The 20,881-nt window shown below is 66.1% G+C and carries 15 protein-coding genes and 1 pseudogene; 8 read left to right on the forward strand and 8 right to left on the reverse strand.

The window, feature by feature from the left end:
* Positions 1-210 precede the first annotated feature (210 nt).
* The 6 genes from AC5P7S_RS10700 (at position 211) to AC5P7S_RS10725 (ending at position 12,085) form a co-directional block, all read left to right on the forward strand.
* Positions 211-3,186: a TonB-dependent receptor plug domain-containing protein gene (locus AC5P7S_RS10700; protein ID WP_005418015.1), complete on the forward strand. Its 2,976-nt coding sequence runs from the start codon at positions 211-213 to the stop codon at positions 3,184-3,186.
* Between the two features lie 94 nt (positions 3,187-3,280).
* Positions 3,281-5,308, forward strand: coding sequence for an alpha/beta hydrolase family protein (locus AC5P7S_RS10705; RefSeq protein ID WP_057495920.1), 2,028 nt, complete (start codon positions 3,281-3,283; stop codon positions 5,306-5,308).
* A gap of 169 nt (positions 5,309-5,477) precedes the next feature.
* Positions 5,478-7,580 carry a M13 family metallopeptidase gene (locus AC5P7S_RS10710; RefSeq protein WP_095377668.1) on the forward strand — a complete coding sequence of 701 codons (2,103 nt, stop codon included), beginning with the start codon at positions 5,478-5,480 and terminating at the stop codon, positions 7,578-7,580.
* Positions 7,581-7,800: 220 nt separating this feature from the next.
* Positions 7,801-9,810, forward strand: coding sequence for a M13 family metallopeptidase (locus tag AC5P7S_RS10715; protein ID WP_005418018.1), 2,010 nt, complete (start codon positions 7,801-7,803; stop codon positions 9,808-9,810).
* A gap of 123 nt (positions 9,811-9,933) precedes the next feature.
* Positions 9,934-10,428: a VOC family protein gene (locus AC5P7S_RS10720; RefSeq protein ID WP_069139599.1), complete on the forward strand. Its 495-nt coding sequence runs from the start codon at positions 9,934-9,936 to the stop codon at positions 10,426-10,428.
* 73 nt (positions 10,429-10,501) lie between these two features.
* On the forward strand, positions 10,502-12,085 hold the full coding sequence (locus AC5P7S_RS10725) for a phytoene desaturase family protein (protein ID WP_095377669.1): 1,584 nt from the start codon (positions 10,502-10,504) through the stop codon (positions 12,083-12,085).
* 91 nt (positions 12,086-12,176) lie between these two features.
* Here the strand turns inward: AC5P7S_RS10725 and AC5P7S_RS10730 are convergent, their stop codons facing one another.
* The 7 genes and pseudogenes from AC5P7S_RS10730 to AC5P7S_RS10760 all read right to left on the reverse strand — a co-directional run bounded on the left by AC5P7S_RS10730 (position 12,177) and on the right by AC5P7S_RS10760 (position 17,732).
* Positions 12,177-12,851, reverse strand: a complete 675-nt coding sequence (locus AC5P7S_RS10730; RefSeq protein WP_095377638.1) for a rhomboid family intramembrane serine protease — start codon at positions 12,849-12,851, stop codon at positions 12,177-12,179.
* A gap of 93 nt (positions 12,852-12,944) precedes the next feature.
* A complete protein-coding gene (locus AC5P7S_RS10735) occupies positions 12,945-13,373 on the reverse strand; it encodes an MGMT family protein (RefSeq protein ID WP_425604979.1) in 429 nt (142 codons plus the stop codon).
* On the reverse strand, positions 13,280-14,200 hold the full coding sequence (locus AC5P7S_RS10740) for a DMT family transporter (protein WP_095377639.1): 921 nt from the start codon (positions 14,198-14,200) through the stop codon (positions 13,280-13,282). The genes AC5P7S_RS10735 and AC5P7S_RS10740 overlap by 94 nt, the downstream gene beginning before the upstream one ends.
* Before the next feature lie 162 nt (positions 14,201-14,362).
* Entirely contained in the window at positions 14,363-15,721 is a 1,359-nt protein-coding gene (gene gorA, locus AC5P7S_RS10745; protein ID WP_005418027.1) for a glutathione-disulfide reductase, read from the reverse strand.
* Positions 15,718-15,879 (reverse strand): annotated as a pseudogene (locus AC5P7S_RS10750) (amino acid dehydrogenase); the annotation flags it as partial. The gene gorA and the pseudogene AC5P7S_RS10750, both read right to left, overlap by 4 nt.
* A gap of 26 nt (positions 15,880-15,905) precedes the next feature.
* Positions 15,906-17,150 carry a DUF418 domain-containing protein gene (locus AC5P7S_RS10755; RefSeq protein WP_095377640.1) on the reverse strand — a complete coding sequence of 415 codons (1,245 nt, stop codon included), beginning with the start codon at positions 17,148-17,150 and terminating at the stop codon, positions 15,906-15,908.
* Positions 17,151-17,249: 99 nt separating this feature from the next.
* The gene (locus AC5P7S_RS10760; RefSeq protein ID WP_005418041.1) at positions 17,250-17,732 is read right to left on the reverse strand and encodes an FKBP-type peptidyl-prolyl cis-trans isomerase; all 483 of its coding nucleotides are present in this window, start codon (positions 17,730-17,732) and stop codon (positions 17,250-17,252) included.
* A 111-nt stretch (positions 17,733-17,843) separates the two neighbouring features.
* Between AC5P7S_RS10760 and AC5P7S_RS10765 the strand changes: the two genes are divergently transcribed.
* Both AC5P7S_RS10765 and AC5P7S_RS10770 read left to right on the forward strand, forming a co-directional pair.
* A complete protein-coding gene (locus AC5P7S_RS10765; protein WP_005418044.1) occupies positions 17,844-18,383 on the forward strand; it encodes a C40 family peptidase in 540 nt (179 codons plus the stop codon).
* 146 nt (positions 18,384-18,529) lie between these two features.
* Entirely contained in the window at positions 18,530-19,288 is a 759-nt protein-coding gene (locus tag AC5P7S_RS10770) for a C40 family peptidase (RefSeq protein ID WP_428993463.1), read from the forward strand.
* 253 nt (positions 19,289-19,541) lie between these two features.
* On the opposite strand, the gene AC5P7S_RS10775 is transcribed toward AC5P7S_RS10770, so the two are convergent.
* Positions 19,542-20,876: a dicarboxylate/amino acid:cation symporter gene (locus tag AC5P7S_RS10775; RefSeq protein ID WP_065179181.1), complete on the reverse strand. Its 1,335-nt coding sequence runs from the start codon at positions 20,874-20,876 to the stop codon at positions 19,542-19,544.
* Positions 20,877-20,881 lie beyond the last annotated feature (5 nt).

Here is a 20,881-nt window from a genome sequence, read left to right on the forward strand (position 1 = left end):
GCGCCGCTGACGAATCACACCTCCATGACTGCATCATGAATGCTTGACAGCCTTGGTTAATGTGATGTTAATCTCGAGTCATCGGCACGTGAAGCCGGTACCAGCGCCGGGCGGCGGCACGCTGCCGACACTGGGCAAGGGACACACGGAGACGTCGACAAGGACCAGTCCCGGTGTACGACGCAATCATTCGATTCAAGGGGATTTCAGATGATCAATCGCAAGTCGCTCAGCAAGCATCCGCTGAGCTTCGCCCTCGCCTCTGCCGTGCTGCTCGCCGCAGCCGCCCCGGCGATCGCCCAGGACGCCTCCAGCACGACGCAGACTGAGGAAGCGCCCAAGTCGAAGGCCACCAACCTGGACACGGTGACCGTCACCGGTTCGCGCATCAGCCGCGACGTGTTCAACTCGGTTTCGCCGGTGCAGGTCGTCACCCGTGAAGAAACCACCCTGGCCGGCTTCAACTCGACCACCGCCGCCCTGCAGAGCACGGCGGTCACCGCCGGTGCGGCACAGATCAACAACGCCTACGGCGGCTACGTCACCGACGGCGGCCCGGGCGCCAACACCCTGGGCCTGCGCGGCCTCGGCCCGACCCGCACCCTGATCCTGCTCAACGGCCGCCGCGTATCGCCGGCCGGTACCCGCGGCTCGGTCGGCTCGACCGACCTGAACGTGCTGCCGAACTCGATCGTCGACCGCGTCGAGATCCTGAAGGACGGCGCCTCGTCCATCTACGGCTCCGACGCCGTGGCCGGCGTGATCAACATCATCACCAAGACCAAGGTCGACGGTGTCACCTTCGAAGCGCAGCACAACGCCACCGACGGTGGCGGCGGTGAAGAGCGCCGTTACTCGATCATGTTCGGTTCCACCGGCGAGCGCTCGCACTTCTCCGGTTCGTATGAGTACTACACCCGCAACGAACTGACCCTGGCCGACCGCAGTTGGGCAGGCGGCTGCCCGACCGACATGTACCGTGACATCGAGGCCGGCGACTCCTGGGGCAGCGGTGACTTCATCGATCCGCTGACCGGCAAGCCCAAGTGCTGGTCGCTCGATGCCGGCGGCACCACCCTGAACACCATCGGCACCAACACCCGTACCGGTGTGGCCGCTCCGGGCGGCGTCGGCACCCGCTTCAACCGCTGGCGCCCGAACGCGGCGATCACCACCGGCCTGGTCGGCTACGAAGGCGTGGACCTGAACACCCGCGACACCTTCGACCCGGCGATGCGCAACGAGTCGCTGATCTCGCCGACCAAGACCCACACCCTGTACTTCCAGGGCGGCTTCGACCTCAATGCACTGGGTGATGCCGAGCTGTACTACGAGTTCCTGGGCAACAAGCGCAAGTCGACCCAGACCGGTTACCGCCAGCTGACCCTGGACTACGCCGTGGGCAGCCCGCTGATCCCGGCCAACCTGCGTGACAGCGTAGCCGGCGCCCCGACCGACCAGACCAGCGGCAGGAACCTGGGCGTGCGTGCGTTCATCGGCTTCGGCAACGACACCAACAAGCAGAACGTCGACTTCCTGCGCTTCAATGCCGGCCTGCGTGGCCACCTGAGCTCGGAGTGGAACTATGACTTCAACGTCATGCACGCCCGCAGCGACGCCGACTACACCTTTGAAAGCTTCCTGACCAGCCGCCTGCGCCAGAGCCTGGACGTGGTCTCCAACGGTGCCGGTGGCTATGTCTGCCGCGACGCTTCCAACGGCTGCATCGCCGCGCCGGCGCTGAACACCAACACCATCGGCGGCAAGCTGCCGCAAGACTGGAAGGACTGGGTGTTCGTGCCGGTCACCGGCAACACGCTGTACAAGGAAACCACGGTCAACTTCAACGTCAACGGCCCGCTGTTCGACATGCCCTACGGCTCGGCCGGCGGCGCGTTCGGCGTCGAGTACCGCAAGGCACGGATCGACGACACCCCGTCGCCGTACTCGATCAATGCCGACCTGTACAACCTGACCAACGCCACCCCGACCCGCGGTTCGGACTCGGTGCTCGAGGCCTACGGCGAACTGGAACTGCCGCTGCTGTCCGGCGTCACCGCTGCCGAGGAACTGACGGTCAACCTGTCCGGCCGCTACACCGACTACAAGTCCTACGGCTCGGATGAGACCTACAAGATCGGCGCGCTGTGGACGCCGGTGAAGTGGCTGTCGTTCCGTGCTTCGTACGGCACCTCCTACCGCGCACCGGCGCTGTTCGAACAGTTCCTGGGCGGCACCACCGGCTTCCTGAGCAGCAGTGCCGACCCCTGCAACGAGTATGGTGATCGCAACCCGAGCTCGCCGCGCTACCAGAACTGCGCATCGCTGGGCCTGGCACCGGACTACCTAGCCACCCAGGGCGTGACCGTGGTCACCCAGGGTGGTGCCGAGGCCGGCCTGGAAGCCGAAACCTCCAAGGCCAAGACCCTGGGCGTGGTGATCCAGCCAGAATTCGGCAGCGGCTTCGGTGACCTGTCCTTCGCCGCCGACTACTTCGACATCGAAGTGAAGAACGGCGTCGACAGCGCGGGCGGCGCGAACATCCTGTCGCGCTGCTATGACAGCGGCAGTGCCGACTTCTCCTCCGGTTCGGGTCTGTGCCGCCTGGTGGCCCGCAACCCGGTCAACAACCAGCTGGTGGTGACCAACGGCTTCATCAACCTGTCCACCGACAAGGTCCGTGGCCTGGACTTCACCACCCGCTATGTCCGCGAAATCGGCCCGGGCACCCTGCGCACCACGCTGCAGTTCACCCACTACCTGGAACAGGCCAGCAAGGTCTTCTCCGACGATCCGCTGGTGGACTACAACGGCATGCTGTCGCGTCCGGAAAACACCGCCTCGCTGGACCTGAGCTACAAGTGGAAGAACTGGCAGGTGCGTTATGGCCTGGACTGGATCGACAAGATGGACAGCTACGCGTACTACGAGGAGCGCAACCCGGGTGACTTCGATCCGGCTACCTCGGCGTACAAGCTGTACACCCCGAACTACTTCCTGCAGGCCATCTCGGTGAAGTATGAAGCGGATAAGTGGTCGGTCACCGGTGGCGTGCGCAACTTCGCCGACCGCAAGCCGCCGACCATCTCCCAGGGTGTCTACAGCACCGTCGGCAACGCGCTGTTGTACAGCGGCTTTGACTACTTCGGTCGCAGCTACTTCCTGAACATCACGCGTTCGTTCTGATCCTGCTCCCTGCAACCGCCGCCCTTCGGGGCGGCGGTTCCATTTCAGGCACTGCCTTTTCCACAGGCAGCTGCCACTGCATTCCGAGGTTGCAATGAAGCGAACCCTGTTGCTGGCGGCCCTGGCCAGTGTTTCCCCGTCCCTGCACGCCAAGCCCGAAGCTCCGACCATTGAGCAGATGGCGGCCTTCCCCGCCATCTCCAGCCTGTCGCTATCGCCGGATGGCCAGCACATCGCCGGCCTGCGCGCCAATGGCGAAGAGCGCGTGATCGTGGTGTGGCGCACCGATGCACTGGACAAGCCGCCAACGGTGATCGGCGCCAACCGCATGAAGTTCCAGAGCGTATCGTTCATCAAGAACGGGCAGCTGGCGGTGGTGCTGTGGCAGCCCTACGACCTGCGCGCGGACCGGGTGACCAAGACCTTCGTCAGCAAGTTCTTCATCACCGACATCGAAGGCAAGCAATGGAAGGAGCCGATCACGCCTCCACGTGCCAGCAGCCGCAGCGAGGAGCTCGAGCAGGCCCTGGCCAACGCCACGGTACTGGACACCCTGCCCAACGATCCGGACCACATCCTGGTGGTCAACGGCAGTGGCAGCAGCTCCGGTGACGTCTACAAGGTCGACCTGCGCAACTTCACCTCGCAGCGCATCCAGAAGACCGAAGAGCGCGTGGCCGGCTACATCACCGACCTCGACAGCGAGCTGCGCGCACGCCTGCGCCAGGATGTCGACGGCACCGGTGCCTACGTCGCCACCGAGTTCCGGTCGCCCGCCACCGGTACCTGGGAAGAGCACTTTCGCTCCTATGTGAAGAACCGCGACGTCAACCAGGTGATCGGCTTTGCCGACGACCCGAACATCGCCTTCGTGCTCAGCAATGTCGGCCGCGACAAGGCGATCGTGTATGAGTACGACATCAGCGCGCGCAAGCAGAAGGAAGTGCTGTTCGAGCACAAGCTGTTCAACGCCGGTTCGATGCTGATCAACCGCTTCCGCAAGGGTGCGGTGCCGTTCGGCGAGATCATGGGCATCGGCTACGCCGGTCCGCGCGGTGACGACATGCAGTGGACCTCGCCGCGCATGAAGGCGCTGGACCAGGGCCTGCGCCAGGCCCTGGGCATCACCCAGGAACCGCTGGCGATGGTCGATACCGCCAACGGCCAGCGCTTCACCGCCAACTACGATACCGGCGTGAGCCTGCGCATCGTCGACTACACGGCGGACCTTTCCAACGTGCTGGTCGTTACCTCCGGGCCTTCCAATCCGCCCGAATACCACCTGCTGCACAACGGCAAGCTGACCCTGCTGGCGAAGACCTACCCGCAGATCCAGCCTGCCGCGCTGGGCCAGACCCGGCTGGTCTACTACAAGGCACGCGACGGGCTGGACATTCCTGCATTCCTCACCACGCCCAGCACCGAGCTGTGCGGCGCCGGCCCCTGGAAGGCGGTCGTGCATCCGCACGGCGGGCCCTGGGCGCGCGATGGCATGGACTTCGATGGCTCGATGTGGGTCCCGCTGATGGCATCGCGCTGCATGGCGGTGCTGCGCCCGCAGTTCCGTGGCTCGGCCGACTGGGGCCGCAAGCTGTGGATGGCCGGTGACGCCGAGTGGGGCCAGAAGATGCAGGATGACAAGGACGACGGCGCGCAGTGGATGATCGACCAGAAGATCGCCCGCCCCGGCCACATCGCCATGTTCGGCTTCTCCTATGGCGGCTATTCGGCGTTTGCGGCCTCGGTCCGCCCCAACGGACTGTACAAATGCGCCATTGCCGGCGCCGGCGTCTCGGATATCAAGAAGATCTGGTCGCGCTTCTATACCAACCCATTCTTCCGCCAGGCCCAGGCCCCCACGGTGGCCGGCCTGAACCCGGTGGACAAGGCCGGCGAGATGAAGATCCCGTTGATGGTCTACCACGGCGATCGCGACCGCACGGTGCCGATCGAACAGTCGGAGTGGTTCGTGAACAAGGCGAAAGGTTCCGGCCAGCCGGTCGAGTTCCACGCCATCGCCGACTACGCCCACGGGCCGGCCTGGACGCGCCGCATCATGGCCGACCAGTTGCAGCTGATAGACGACTACCTGGGCAAAGGCTGCGGCGGCGGCGGCCTGTAAGCGTTACCGGCCTACAGCAGGGGCGCCCGGCGGGCGCCCTTGCACGTTCTGGCCCTTGCGCAGGGACATGACCTTCGACACCCTTGCAGGTCTGGCCAGCGGCGTATCGTTCGGCCCACGGTCGCACCTGCGGCCACTCCCTGACTCACTCGGCCTGGAGGCCATTCAAGTGACCCGTACTCCCAAGATCGTGCTGCTGACCCTGGCCGTTTCGGCCGCGCTGGTCGGCTGCGGCAAGACTGAAACCCCGGCCAAGGACGCCGCCGCCTCCGCCCCGGCCACCGCCGAAGCCACCACCTATAAGCTGGACGAGAGCAAGCTGCCGGCCTACAACGCCTTCCAGCCGAGCGACCTGGACACTACCAAGGACGCCTGCACCGCCTTTGGCGACTACGTCAACAGCAAGTGGCTGGCCGCCAACGAAATCCCGGGCGACCGCACCAGCTGGGGCGCGTTCACCATCCTCGACGAGCGTTCGGTGGCCGTGCAGCACCAGCTGGCCGAACAGGTCGCGCAGGTCAAGAATCCGAACCACATCGAGAAGATCGTCGGCGACCTGTGGGCCACCGGCATGGACGAAGCCAAGATCAACGCACAGGGCATCGAGCCGCTGAAGGCCGACCTGGCGGCGATCGACGCCCTGCAGGACAAGGCGGCGATCGCCAACTACCTGCGCACCAGCGCCGCCAAGGGTGACAACGTCCTGTTCGGCTTCGGTGCCGAAGCGGACTTCAAGAACTCGGCCATGAACATGGCCTACGCCAGCCAGGGCGGCCTGGGCCTGCCGGATACCACCTATTACACCGATGCCAAGAACGCCGACAAGCTGAAGGCCTACCAGGCGCACGTGGCCAAGGTGCTGGAGCTGTCCGGCGTCGCCGCGGCCGACGCGGCCAAGCAGGCCGAGGACGTGGTCAAGTTCGAAACCCGGCTGGCCAAGGCCTCCAAGTCGCGCGTCGAACTGTCGCGCAACGTCGAGCTGTACTACAACCCGGTCACCCTGGCCGACGCCGACAAGCTGACCCCGAACTTCAGCTGGACCGAGTTCTTCAAGTCGCAGGGCGTTGCCGCGCCGGAGAAGTTCTCGCTGGCCATGCCGGCGTTCCATGAAGAAGTGAGCAAGGCACTGGGTGATACCGACCCGTCGGTGTGGCGCGCCTACCTGCGCTTCCACACCGTGGACAGCGCCTCGCCGTACCTGGCTGACGCCTTCGTGCAGGAGAACTACGAGTTCTACGGCAAGACCCTCAACGGCCAGAAGGAACAGAAGCCGCGCTGGAAGCGCGTGCTGGGCACCATCGAGAACGATGCCGGTGAAGCCTTCGGCCAGCTGTACGTGAAGGTTGCCTTCTCGCCGGAAGCCAAGGCGAAGATGGAAGAGCTGGTGAAGAACCTGGCCGCCGCGCTGAAGGACCGCATCCAGGGCCTGAGCTGGATGAGCGAGGAAACCAAGGCCAAGGCCATCGCCAAGTGGGAGACCTTCACCCCGAAGATCGGTTACCCGGACAAGTGGCGCGACTGGTCGGGCCTGCAGACCCAGCGCGACAGCTTCCTGGGCAACGTGCGCGCGGCCAACGAGTTCAACTACAAGTTCAACCTGTCCAAGATCGGCAAGCCGGTGGACAAGACCGAGTGGGGCATGACCCCGCAGACCGTCAACGCCTACTACAACCCGCTGCAGAACGAGATCGTGTTCCCGGCCGCCATCCTGCAGCCGCCGTTCTTCGATCCGAAGGCCGACGATGCGCTGAACTACGGCGGCATCGGTGCGGTGATCGGCCATGAAATGACCCACGGTTACGACGACCAGGGTGCACGCTTCGGGCCGACCGGCAACATGGAAGACTGGTGGACCCCGGCCGACAAGAAGAACTTCGAAGGCCTGACCGGCAAGCTGGTCAAGCAGTTCGACCAGTACAAGGTCGACGGCCAGGCGGTGAACGGCCACCTGACCCTGGGCGAGAACATCGCCGACCTGGGTGGCCTGGCCACCGCCTACGACGCGCTGCAGAAGGCCACCGCCGGCAAGGAAGATGCGAAGGTCGATGGCTTCACCCGAGACCAGCGCTTCTTCTTCAACTGGGCCACCGTGTGGCGCACCAAGTACACCCCGGAAAACGCCAAGGTCCGCCTGGCCACCGACCCGCACGCCCCGGCGCAGTTCCGTGCCATGGGTGCGCCGTCGAACCTGCCGACCTTCGCCGCCGCGTTCCAGTGCAAGGCCGGTTCGCCGATGGCCCGCACCGGCGAGCAGCAGGTGGTGATCTGGTAAGTCCTGGCTGACGCTGTTGCAGACCTGCAAAGGCCCGGGAATTCCCGGACCTTTGTTTTCCGGGTGTCTTTCATCCACGCATGGCGTGGATCTACTGATCCCGGCGCTCCCCGGTAGCTGCCGACCTTGGTCGGCGAATGCACCGCGACGCGTGCATCCCGCGCCCATGCCCGGCTTGCTATAGTGCGCGCGCCCTCAATCCATCACGGATTCGTTCCACATGCCCAACTTCCGTCCGCTTGCCATCGCCCTGGGCATCAGCCTGGCGACTCTGGTCCCGACCCACGATGCGTTTGCCGCCGCCAAGAAGAAGGCCGCACGCGCCCCGGCCGTCAGCGCCCAGTGCAGCGACTTCTACGACGCCACCAATGCAGGCTGGCTGAAGGCCAACCCGGTGCCGCAGACCGGTGCCACTACCGCGCTCGGCCAGCTGGTCGACCGCAGCCGCCAGCAGCAGCGCGACCTGCTCGACGCCGCGATGAAGTCGCCGCAGGGCAATGTGCAGAAGCTGCTGGGTGACTTCTGGGCCAGTGGCCTTGACGAAGCCGCCGTGGAGGCGGACGGTTCCAATCCGATCGCCCCGCTGCTGACCCGCATCAACGCCATCAAGAAGGCCAAGGATGTGCCGGCGTCGATCGCCGCGCTGCACCAGGTGGGCATCCCGGTCGCCTTCAACTTCGGCCCCGACGTCGACCTGAAGGCACTGGACCGCCACATCGGTTACTTCATGCAGGGCGGCATGGGCCTGCCGGATCCTGCGTTCTATACCCGCACCGACGCCGACACCGTGGCGCTGATGGGCCGCTACCGCAACTACGTCAAGCAGATCCTGGCGCTGACCGGCACCCCGGCGGCCAAGCTGGATGCCGAATCGCAGGCGGTAATCGCGCTGGAGACCGAGCTGGCGCGCAACGCGCAGTCGCTGGCCGGCATCAACAACCCGTTCAACAACTACGCGCCGATCTCCACCAAGGAGCTCAACAGCCGCTACCGCAATCTGCAGCTGGACGCTTTCCTGAAGGCACAGGGCGTGGATGACGACCTGGTCTCGCTGGCCGATCCGGGGCTGTTCAAGCAGCTCGATGGCATGGTCACCAAGCTCAAGCCGGACCAGTGGAAAGCCTACCTGCGCTGGCGCGTGGGCGACTCGATGGCGCCGTACCTGTCCAAGGCCTACCGCGACGCCGAGTTCGAATTCCGTGGCCGCGTGCTGCGCGGCGAAACCCTGCCACCGCAGCGCTGGGAAAGCGTGCTCGATGCGATCAACGTGGCCGCCGGCCCGATGGTCGGCCGCGAATATGCCGCGCGCTACCTGTCCGCCGAAGATCGTCGCCAGGCGGCGTGGATCGTCGACAAGCTGCGCGAAGTGCAGATCGAAGCGGTCAAGAACAACAGCTGGATGAGCGCCGAAGCCAAGGCTGAAGCGCAAGCCAAGCTGGCTGCGCTGAAGATCGAGATCGGCACGCCGCTGCGCGACCTGGACTACAGCGTGCAGCCGATGGGGCGCGGCTCGTTTGGTGGCAACATGCTGATTGCTTCGACCTGGCGCCACCGCGAGGAAATGAAGCGCATCGGCAAGGGCAATGCCGACCGCCGCTGGGACGTGCTGCCGCAGCAGCCGTCGCTGGCCTACGACCTGGCGCAGAACCGCCTGATCGTCACCGCCGCGATCCTGCAGGGCCCGGTGTTCAACGCCAAGGCCGACGCCGCCGACAAGTTCGGCAGCTTCGGTGGCCTGGTCGGCCATGAGCTGACCCGTGCGATCGATGCCAAGGGCGCGCTGGTCGATGCCAAGGGTGAGCTGCGCAGCTGGTGGACACCGGCCGACAAGACCGCCTGGACCCTGCTCGGCAATCGCGTGGCCGCGCAGTACAGTGCCTACGACTTCCCGGGCGTAAAGGGTGCCAAGGTCAACGGCACGCTCACCCAGGAAGAAAACCTGGCCGACATCGCCGGCCTGGAACTGGCATGGGCGGCGTATGCCGCGCAGGAGCCCAAGGCCAAGCAGGCACAGCAGCAGGGCTTCTTCCGCGCCTGGTCGACGCTGTGGGCACAGCAGCTGTCGCCGAACGAGGCCGCACGCCGCCTGACCGCCGACATCCGCGCACCGGGCCTGTGGCGCAGCAACGGCACGCTGGCCAACCTGCCGGCGTTCGGTGCCACCTTCAGTTGCAAGGCCGGGCAGCCGATGCAGCGCAGCGAAGCCGACCAGATCAAGGTCTGGCGCTGAGCCCGCTGCCGCACTGGTAGTGCAAAGGGCGCCTTCGGGCGCCCTTTTTTTGCGGGTGCAGCACGATCCGGGGTTAACACCGGGCGTGCTATCGCTGCGGCTTCGTCCAACGTGGAGCCGGACATGGCACACAAGAACACGATCTGTATCTGGTACGACAACGGCGCGCTCGAGGCCGCCACCTTCTATGCCAGCCTCCTGCCCGACAGTGCGGTGACTGCGGTGCATCACGCACCCGGCGACTACCCCGACGGCAAGGAAGGCAACGTACTGACGGTCGAATTCACGGTCTGCGGCATCCCCTGCGTCGGCCTCAACGGCGGCACCGCGTTCAAGCACAGCGAAGCCTTCTCCTTCCAGATCCAGACCGAGGACCAGGCCGAGACTGACCGCTTGTGGGACGCCATCGTCAGCAACGGCGGACAGGAGAGCCAGTGCGGTTGGTGCAAGGACCGATGGGGCATTTCCTGGCAGATCAGCCCACGCATGTTGATCGAAGCGGTGACCAGCCAGGACAAGGCACTGGCCAAGCGCGCCTTCAATGCGATGATGCCGATGAAGAAGATCGACATCGCCACCATCGAAGCGGCAATCCAAAAAGGGGACGGAGGGGATTAAGTCGTTTCTTCCCCCCTGTGCGCAGATGCGGATTGCGACTTAATTCCCTCCGTCCCCTTTTTCCGAGGTGCTGATGTCCTGGGATGCGATCATCATCGGTGGCGGCCACAACGGCCTGGTCTGCGCGGCCTATCTCGCACGCGCTGGCAAGAAGGTGCTGGTGCTGGAACGTCGTGGCGTTCTCGGCGGCGCGGCAGTCACCGAGGAATTCCACCCCGGGTTCCGCAACTCGGTGGCGTCCTACACGGTGTCATTGCTGCAGCCGAAGGTGATCGACGACCTGCAGCTGCATGCGCATGGGCTGCGCATCGTCAATCGCCCGGCCAACAACTTCCTGCCATTGCCGGACGGCCGCTACCTGCTGTCCGCACCGGGCCGCACCCAGGCCGAGGTCGCGAAGTTCTCCGAGCGGGATGCGCAGCGGCTACCCGAATACGAAGCGCGCCTGGATATCTTCGCCGATGTGCTGCGCGCGTGGGCCCTGCGCACGCCACCGGATGCCGGCGTTGCGGGTGGTTGGCGCGCGTTGCCTGCGCTGTGGCAGATGGGTCGTCTTGGTCGTGAACTGGCCACGCTGGATGCCTCGCTGCGGCAGGAACTGCTGGACCTGTTCACGCTGTCGGCCGCCGAGTACCTGGACCGCTGGTTCGAAAGCGAGCCGATCAAGGCGCTGTTCGGCTTCGATGGCATCGTCGGCAACTACGCAAGCCCCTATACACCGGGCAGTGCCTACGTACTGCTGCACCACGTGTTCGGCCAGTGCAATGGCATGAAAGGTGCGTGGGGCCATGCGATCGGTGGCATGGGCGCGATCAGCCAGGCCATCGCCACTGCCGCGCGGGAGGCCGGGGCTGAGCTGCGCGTGGATGCCGGTGTGCAACGCCTGCTGATCGAGCAGGGTCGTGTCGTGGGCGTGGCGCTGGCCAACGGCGAAATCCTGCGCGCACGCGCGATGATCGCCAACGTCAATCCAAAGCTGCTGTACGAGCAGATGCTGGCACCGGAGCAGGTACCGGACGCAACGCGCGAACGCATGGCGAACTGGCGCTGCGGTTCGGGCACGTTCCGGATGAATGTCGCGCTGTCGCAGCTGCCGGACTTCCGCGCTCTGCCCGGTCCCGGCGATCACCTCAGCGCCGGGATCATCATGGCCCCCAGCCTGGATTACATGGACCGTGCCTGGCTGGATGCGCGTCGCAATGGCTGGTCACGCGAACCGATCGTGGAAATGCTCATTCCCAGCACGCTGGACGATTCGCTGGCGCCGCCCGGGCAGCATGTGGCCAGCCTGTTCTGCCAGCACGTGGCGCCCGTGCTTCCCGGTGGGCGTCACTGGGATGATCATCGTGAAACGGTGGCCGATCTGATGATCGCCACCGTTGAACGGTATGCGCCGGGTTTCGCTGGCAGCGTACTGGGCCGCCAGGTGCTGTCACCGCTGGATCTGGAGCGCACCTTCGGCTTGATCGGCGGCGACATCTTCCACGGAGCGCTCAGTGCCAACCAGTTGTTCTCGGCACGGCCGATGGTTGGCCAGGCTGGCTATCGTGGTGCCCTGCCCGGCCTGTATCTGTGCGGGTCGGGAACACATCCCGGGGGCGGCGTGACCGGCGCGCCAGGTCACAATGCGGCGCAGGTGGTGTTGCAGGATCTCTGAAGGCGTGCCACCCAAGGTTGGCACCTACCCCGCGTGGGAGAAGGCGTGCCGACCAACGGTCGGCACCTACAGCGTCAAATGATCCTTCGGATCATTTGACGCTGCGCAGATGGTTCGGGCGCTTCGGTGGGCCGGGCGGTCGGCGCTTGTTGAACGGCGGCTGCCCTCGCCAGTAGCGGATCAGCAACCAGCCGAACAGCATGCCGCCGAGGTGCGCGAAGTGGGCCACTCCCGGCTGCCAGCCGGTCATGCCCAGCACCAGTTCGCCCACGCCGAACAGGATCACGAAGGTACGCGCCTTCATCGGGATCGGTGGGAACAGCAGCATCACCCGCTGGTTCGGGAACAGCATGCCGTAGGCCAGCAGCAGGCCGAACACGCCGCCAGAGGCCCCCAGCACCGTGGCCGGGTTCTCCAGCAGCGTACCCACCAGCAGCTGGCAGACACCGGCACCGGCCACGCAGACCAGGTAATACAGCAGGAAGCGCTTTTCGCCCCAGGTCTGCTCCAGCGGCGCGCCGAACATGAAGACCGCCAGCATGTTGAAGAACAGATGCATGAAGCTGCCATGCAGGAAACCGTAAGTCAGCAGCTGCCAAGGCTGGAAGTTGCCGCCCGGCGAGAACGCATCGAAGCCTTGCTGCAGCGGTTGCAGCATGAACGGCTCGAAGGTCTGCATGCCAAGCAGGAACGGCTGCTGCAGCAGGAACAGGATCGCGTTGGCGATCAGCAGGGCCTTGGTGACGGTTGGCAGACGCGGGAACATGGGAGCACCGGCATGGAACGGCCTCCATCATAGCCGCAGCACCGCGCCTTGTTGGCGACCGGCAGGTCCGGCCTGTTCAGTCGCCAGCGATGCTCAGCCCGGGCCCCAAACGGCAACATCCAGCACAACCGCCAGATCGGTCGTGGGCATCCGCACCCGGCCGTTCTCAACCACCACGCCCTCGGCACGCAGCCGCTGCGACTGCTCGCGCCAGCCCGCCGACCCTTCTTCCATGGCGATGCGCCCATCCGAGCGCAGCACGCGGTGCCAGGGCAGGTCCGGGTCGTCGTTCTGGCCCAGGATGCGCGCGGTCAGGCGCGCACGCCCGGGCAGGCCCGCGCGCATCGCCACCTGGCCGTAGCCCATCACCTGCCCCGCCGGGATCGCGCGGATCACCGCCAGGATGCGCGCACGCGCCTGCTCCGGCGTCAGCGCCGCAGGCGGGTCACCAGCAGAACGCCGATCAGCACCAGCGCGGTGCCGGCGATCTGTGCCGGCCCCATCGGTTCGTCGAGCAGCCATAGGCTCATCACGATGGTGGAAACAGGGCCCAGCATACCGACCTGCGCGGCCAGCGACGAACCCACGCGCTGCACCGCCAGCATGATCGCCAGCACCGGCAGCACCGTGCACACGGTGGCGTTGACCAGCGACAACCACTGTACCGGTGCCGGTGCCTGCCACAGCAGTGGCAGCGGATGGGTCACCGCGAAGTGCAGCAGCACCAGCACGCTGGCCACGCAGCTGGCGTAGGCGGTCAACCGCACCGCGCCGATGCGTGCCACCACCTGCCCGCTGCCGAACAGGTACAGCGCGTAGCTGAGCGCACTGCCCAGCACCAGCAGGCTGCCGACGATGATCTGCCCACCTTCGCGCTGCAGATCGTGGCCAAAGGCCAGCAGCACGCCCAGATAGCTCAGCACCAGCGCGCCGATCTGCCAGCGGCCCGGCCGCTGCCGTGCCAGCAGCACGTTGATCAGCAGCACCAGGGTCGGGTTCAAGTACAGGATCAGCCGTTCCAGCGTCACGCTGATGTACTGCAGGCCCTGGAAATCGAGCAGGCTGGACAGGTAGTAGCCGGTGAAGCCCAGCCACAGCACGCGGGCGCGGTCGGCCCAGGAAAGCGGCTCTGCCCGGCGCGCAGCCCACAGTGCCATCAGCACGAACAGCGGCAGCGCCATCAGCATGCGCAGGGCGAGCAGCGAGGTGGCATCGACGCCATGACGCAGGCCGAGCTTGACGATGATGGCCTTGCCGGAGGCGGCGATGGCGCCGATCGCGGCCAGGCCGATACCCCCCAGCGCGATGCGGGGGGAAGCCGTAGCGATGCGGGAAGCGGGAGTGGACATCAGGACGACGGCGGGCCGCGCAGAGCGGCCCGGTAAGACGTGGGGGCGTCCATTGTCGCATGGGGGCGCCTGCTGTCCTGTAGCGTCGAGCCCGCGCCCGACTCCGCCAAGGCGGGGCGAAAAGCAGCCGAGCATAGGCTCGGCGCTACAACCGCCCAGAGGTCAGCGCATCAGCACCACTTCCTCGGCCGAGGTCGGGTGGATCGCCACGGTGTCGTCGAACTGGGCCTTGGTCGCGCCCATCTTCACCGCCACCGCGAAGCCCTGCAGGATCTCGTCGGCCGCTTCACCCAGCAGATGGATGCCAACAACCCGTTCTTCCGGGCCCGCGCACACCATCTTGAACAGGCTGCGCTGGGTGCCGTTGGCCAGCGCCTGCAGCATCGGGCGGAAACGGCTGTGGTAAACGCTCACCTGGTCAAAACGCGCGCGCGCTTCTTCTTCGCTCATGCCCACTGCACCCAGCGGCGGGTGCGAGAACACCACGCTGGCCACGTTCTCGTAATCCATCTTCGATTGCGGACGTCCACCGAACAGGCGGTCCATCAGCCGCCGTGAAGCGGCCACCGCCACCGGCGTCAGGCCGACCTTGCCAGCGATGTCGCCCACCGCGTGCACGCTCGGCACAGAGGTGGTCTGCCATTCGTCCACCTCCACCTGCTGGTGCTCGCCGATGCCGATGCCGAGCGCTTCCAGGCCCAGGTCGCGACTGTTGCCGCGCCGGCCGGTGGCGAAGAACACTGCATCGAACACGCTGTCGAGCGGGCCATCATGACCGAACGCACGTACGCGTTCGCCATCGCGCTGCAGTTCGCGCAGGCGATAGCCGAAATGGATGCGCACGCCCTGCTGCTTCAGGTTCTCGGCCAGCTGATCGGTCAGCTCGTAATCGAAGCGATCCAGCAGCCGCTGGCCGCGCACCAGCAGGCTGACCTTGCTGCCCAGTGCCTGCAGCAGGCCGGCCAGCTCCACCGCGATGTAACCGCCACCGATGATCGCCACCTCGGCCGGTGCCGCACGCAGATCGAAGAAGTCATCGGAAACCAGGCCCAGTTCAGCGCCGGGAATATCCGGGCGCAGCGGATGCGCGCCGGTGGCGATCAGGATGTGCTCGGCGCTGTAATGCACGCCGTCACTGCAGGCCACGGTATGCGCATCGAGCAGACGGCCGCGCGCAGGGATGCGCACCACGCCGGTTTCATCCAGGCGCTTGCGGTAGCTGGTGTGGATGTTGGTGATGTAGGCCTGGCGATGGATCACCAGCTCCTTCCACGACAGCGCCGGGCGTGCCTCGACATCGAAGCCCATCGCATTGGCCAGGCCGATGCGCTCGTGCAGGTCGGCCGCCAGCCACATCGCCTTCTTCGGCACGCAACCAACGTTGACACAGGTTCCGCCCAGTTCGCCCGGTTCCAGCATCGCCACGCGCTTGCCATGCTGTGCTGCGCGGATGGCGCCGGCCAGGCCGGCGGAGCCGCCGCCAAGGACGATCAGGTCGTAATCATAAGGTGCAGTGCTCATCGGAATCGCTCGGGTCGGTAAGGGGCAGGATCGATCGCTGGCGTGCGGCCGCAGACGAGATCGGCGATCAGCTGGCCGGTGCCGGCGCTCATGCTGATGCCGAGCATGCCATGCCCCGCTGCAAGCCAGACGTGAGGATGCGCGGGCGCGCGGCCGATCGGCACAGCGCATGCGCGCCCATCGCTCACCCCTGCTCCGTCCTGCGCCGCATCGGTGGCCACTGCCGATAGGTCATCGCACGCCATACCCACTCGATCGGGCCGAAGCGGAAATGGCGCAGCCACAGGTGCGAGAAGACCACCTGCGCGGCAAACAGCAGCAGCGCGAACAACAGCTGCACGCTGCGCGGCATCGTCTCGAACCTGCCCAGGCCATAGTGGTAGAAGGTCCAGGTACACAGCAGCGACTGACCAAGATAGTGGGTCAGCGCCATGCGCCCGACCGGTGCCAGCCAGGCCAACCGCGCACGCCAATGCACGATCCACGCGAGGTAACCCAGGCACATCGGCAGGCCACCGATCGTCACCAGCGCCATCGCCGCTGTCACCGGCAGGCCGTAGGCACCCGGCGCCAGGTAGGGCTTCCAGGCAATACCCAGCAGCGTGACCACGAGGCCCAGCGGCAGTGCCCCCCAACGCAGCACCGCGTACAGCCGCGGAAAGCGCTCCGGCGTCGCCAACGCGCCGCTGCCGGCGAACCAGCTGCCGATCAGGAACATGCCCAGCACTTCCGGGCCGGTGATAAGCAGCGCGCCCATCGAGGTGCCGAACTCGCTCAGGCGCTGCACAGTGGCCTGCGCCCAGCTGCCCTGCCCGTACACCTGCCGCTGCAGGTCGATGCTCTGCTGCGCCTCGGCAAGCATGCCCCGCACCTCTTCGGTCGAAGCCATCGACACCATCGCGCCCACCAGCAGCATCAGCGCAACGCCGCCCAGATAGACGGTCACGCCCATCCACGGCAGCCAGCTGCGCGGCGCCTCCCGGCAGGCCAGCAACGGCAACGAGACCAGCGCGTACATCACCAGGATGTCGCCGGACCAGACCAGCAGCGCGTGGCACAGGCCGATCAGCAGCAAGCCAGCGCTGCGGCGCAGATAGAACGGGGTGAAGTCGCGCCCGGCGGCCTCAGCGCGCTGCGCCATCACCGCGAAGCCGGCGCCGAACAGCAGCGAGAACAGGGTGAAGAACTTGCCCTGCACGAACACGTACACAAAGGCATCGGCCCAGTAGTCGATGCCCTGCCAATGCACGTCGATGCCGGTGAAGGCCAGGTCCAGCGGTCCGCTGAAGGCCTCGATGTTCATCAGCAGGATGCCCAGCAGCGCGGCACCGCGCAGCACGTCCAGCACGGCGATGCGTTCGCCGGAAGCGACCGGCTGCAGGGAAGGAGAAGCGGCGTTCACGGGGCGTCCGTCAGGCAGGTCCGCCATTATGCCGCCGGCCCGTACGCCATGGATGGCCGCGCCGTGTTCCAGAAACGCAACGGCCCGCCGAAGCGGGCCGCTGCATCCATCACGATCGCGCTGCGATCAGTGCTGGTGACCACCGTCGCCGTGGACGTGGCCGTGGTCGATCTCTTCCTTGCCGGCTTCGCGCACGTCGACGATCTCGACGTCGAAGTGCAGGTCCTTGCCAGCCATCGGGTGGTTCAGGTCGACGTCGACGACGCTCATGCCGACCTTCTGCACGGTCACCGCACGCGGGCCGAAGTTGGTCTGCAGCACGACCTGCTGGCCCGGGGCCAGCTTGGTGTTGCCGAAGTGCTTCTTCGGCACGCGCTGGGACAGACCTTCACGACGCTCGCCGTAGGCATCGGCCGCCTTGACGTCGACGTTGAAGGTCGCGCCGGCTTCCTTGTCCATCATGGCGTTTTCCAGGCCCGGGATGATGTTGCCGTGGCCGATCAGGATCGCCAGCGGCTCGCCGCGGTCCTTGGACGACTCGATCGGCTCCTGGCCGACTTCGGAAACGGTGTAGTGGAAGCGGACAACGCGGTCTTTTTCGATCTTCATGCGCAACTCTGTCTGGATCTGCCGGAGGCAGGCGGGTTGGGGCGGGTTGTCGCCCGGCGGGGACGCCGCCATCATGACGGCCAATCCAAGGTGGCGCATTATCCGGAGATCATGCACATCACGCCAGTTTCGTCCGGCCCGCGCCGGTTTCTCGCCCCGGCCCTGTTGCTGGCCCTGCCCGTGTTGATGACCGCCTGTGGAGGCGGCAAGGCCACCCGCCCGGCGCCGCCGCCGCCGACGGCGAACTGGCCGAAGACCGTGCCGGACAACCCCGAGGCCGCCAACTCGGTGCTGATGCGGGCCATCAGCCTGGTCGGCACGCCCTACCGCTATGGCGGCAATACCCCGGATTCGGGCTTCGACTGCAGCGGCCTGGTCGCCTATGTCTATCGGGAAATGCTGGACCTGCGACTGCCGCGCACCTCGCGCGACCTGGCCGCGGTACAGGGCCCGAAGATCGATCCGCAGCGCCTGGCCACCGGCGATCTGGTGTTCTTCGGCAGCCGCGGCAGCGTCACCCATGTCGGCATCTATGTAGGTGAGGGGCGTTTCGTGCACGCGCCGAGTACCGGCGGAACGGTACGCCTCGACTCGCTCAGCGGCCCCTACTGGAAAGACCACTACACGGGGGCGAAACGCGTCCTTCGCTAAAATGAACAGGCGATATGTTCAAAACTGTGACGAAAATCACTACCGCAATAACGTTTTACTAACGGAATTTTTAACTTATCGGCGCTTTTACAGGGCATGATGCCCCATCGTTTTTTTCCTGTGACCGACGCGTGACGACTGACGACCTGAAAAGCGAAGGCCAGACTTCCGTATCTTCACGCAGTGCCCGCCCGTTGTTGCTTGGCCTGGCACTGTGCCTGACCAGCCTTCCGGCCTGGTCGCAGACCGCTCCGAACCGTTCCGATGTGCCCCCGGCCCCGGTGGCCGAGAGCGCCGCCCGACCGGCCGCCAAGGCCGAGGCTGCCGCTCCGCAGCGCAGCCGCGTCGATGCCGCCGCCAGCGCCACGCTGGCCGCCCTGCTGCCGCACCTGGCCGCCAACGACACCATTCCGCTGATGGACCGCTCGGCCGTGGTGGCCGGCGACCTCAGCCGCCTGCTCGCCAATTACGACACCAGCAGCGCCGCCAATGGCAGCGTTGTCGGTGCCGCCGCCGACAACGGCAAGGTGCAGTCGCTGCTGCGCCGCGCGATGACCCTGCTGGGCACCCCGTACCGTTGGGGTGGCAGCAACCCGGACAGCGGTTTCGACTGCAGCGGCCTGGTCGGTTATGTGTTCCGTTCGGCCCTGGGCATCGAGCTGCCGCGCGTCTCGCGCGAGATGGCCCACGATGACAACGCCGAACTGATCAACGACCGCACCGCGCTGGCCGCAGGTGACCTGGTGTTCTTCGGCCGCAAGGGCCGCGTCGACCACGTCGGCATCTATGTCGGCGACGGCCGCTTCCTGCACGCACCGAGCTCCGGCAAGGACGTCCGCGTGGACACCCTGCTCAGTGGCTACTGGGGCAACAAGTTCATGCAGGCCCGCCGGGTCGACCTCTGACCCGCTGGCGCTACGGCGCCGCCTGATGCGAGAAGCCGCTGCCCCGCAGCGGCTTTTTTGTTTGCGCCCCCAGTAGGTGCCGACCTTGGTCGGCATCGCGCCGCCTGCCCTGGTGGGTGCCGACCGTTGGTCGGCACTGCCTCCATCCACGCATGGCGTGGATCTACCAGGACCCGCCTTGGCCGCCACCGCGCCAACCAGCTCCCAAGCAAAAGGCCCGCCGGTCAGGCGGGCCTTTCATCTCCACGCAACCTCAGCTGCGTGGCGGGGTCGGGTCAGGATCGTCCACGCCCACATTGCTGGACGGATTGTCATACACCGCCTGGTCGAGCAACCCGGTCTCCTTGGCCACGAGCACCGGCACCAGCATCTGGCCGGTCACATTCGTCATCGTGCGCATCATGTCCAGGATGCGGTCGATGGCATACAGGTACCCGATGGTCTCCAGCGGCAGATTGGCTGCGCTCAGCACCACCGTGGCCATGATCACCGCAGTACCCGGCACGCCGGCGGTGCCGAAGCTGCCCAGCACCGAGGCGATCAGCACCACCACGTACTGCTCCGGGGTCAGCGGCACGCCGCTGTACTGCGAAATGAACACCGCGCACAGCGCCGGATAGATCGCGCCGCAGCCGTCCATCTTGATGCTGGCGCCCAGCGGCACCGCGAACGAACCGTAGTCCTTGTTCACGCCCAGGTTGTGGGTGATCGAACGCAGCGCCACCGGCATCGCAGCGAAGCTGGACGAGCTGACGAACGCAACCTGCATGCCCGGTGCGGCGCCACGGAAGAACTTCAGCGGGTTCAGGCCGTGCGCCAGCAGCAGCGCGCTGTAGACCACCACGATGTGCAGCGCACAGGCCACGTACAACGCCAGCACGAAATGGCCCAGCGGCAGCAGCTTCTCGAACCCATAGCTGCCGACCAGGCCTGCGATCAGGCCGAAGGTGCCGATCGGGGTGACTTCCAGCACGAAGCGGGTCACCTGGATCATGATGTCGCTCATCTGGCCAACCAGCTTGCGCGCCTCGGTCACCTTCTCGCCCAGCTTGACGATGGCAAAGCCCACCAGGCCGGCGAAGAAGATCACCGGCAGGATCGAGCCGCGACCCGCAGCCAGCACGGTCTCACCGGCCGCGTTGACCTTGGTGCCGATGCCGGACAGTGCATAGAAGACATTGGCAGGCACCACGTCCAGCAGCACCTGCACCACGCTGGGCACTTCGCGCGGCACGTAGTTGCTGGCCATCGACAACTGCAGGCCACCCGCGCCGGGCTGCAGCACCGTACCCACGGCCAGGCCGACACACACTGCCAGCGCAGCGGTAATCACGAACCACAGGAAGGTGCGCCCACTGAGCGCGGCCACGGACTTCTGCCCGTGCAGCGACGAGATCGCGTTGATGACCGCGAAGAACACCAGCGGCACGGCGATCATCTTGATCAGGGTGACGTACAGCTCACCGAGCGGGCCAAACCACGTTTCCGCGGCCGGGCCGAGCGCCCAGCCGGCCAGCGCGCCGAGCACGAAGCCACCGACCACGCGCTGCCAGAACGGAATCCGCAGCCAGGCAGAGACCAGCTTCATAGGCA

Source organism: Stenotrophomonas sp. YJH_SMC_32, assembly GCF_059369975.1.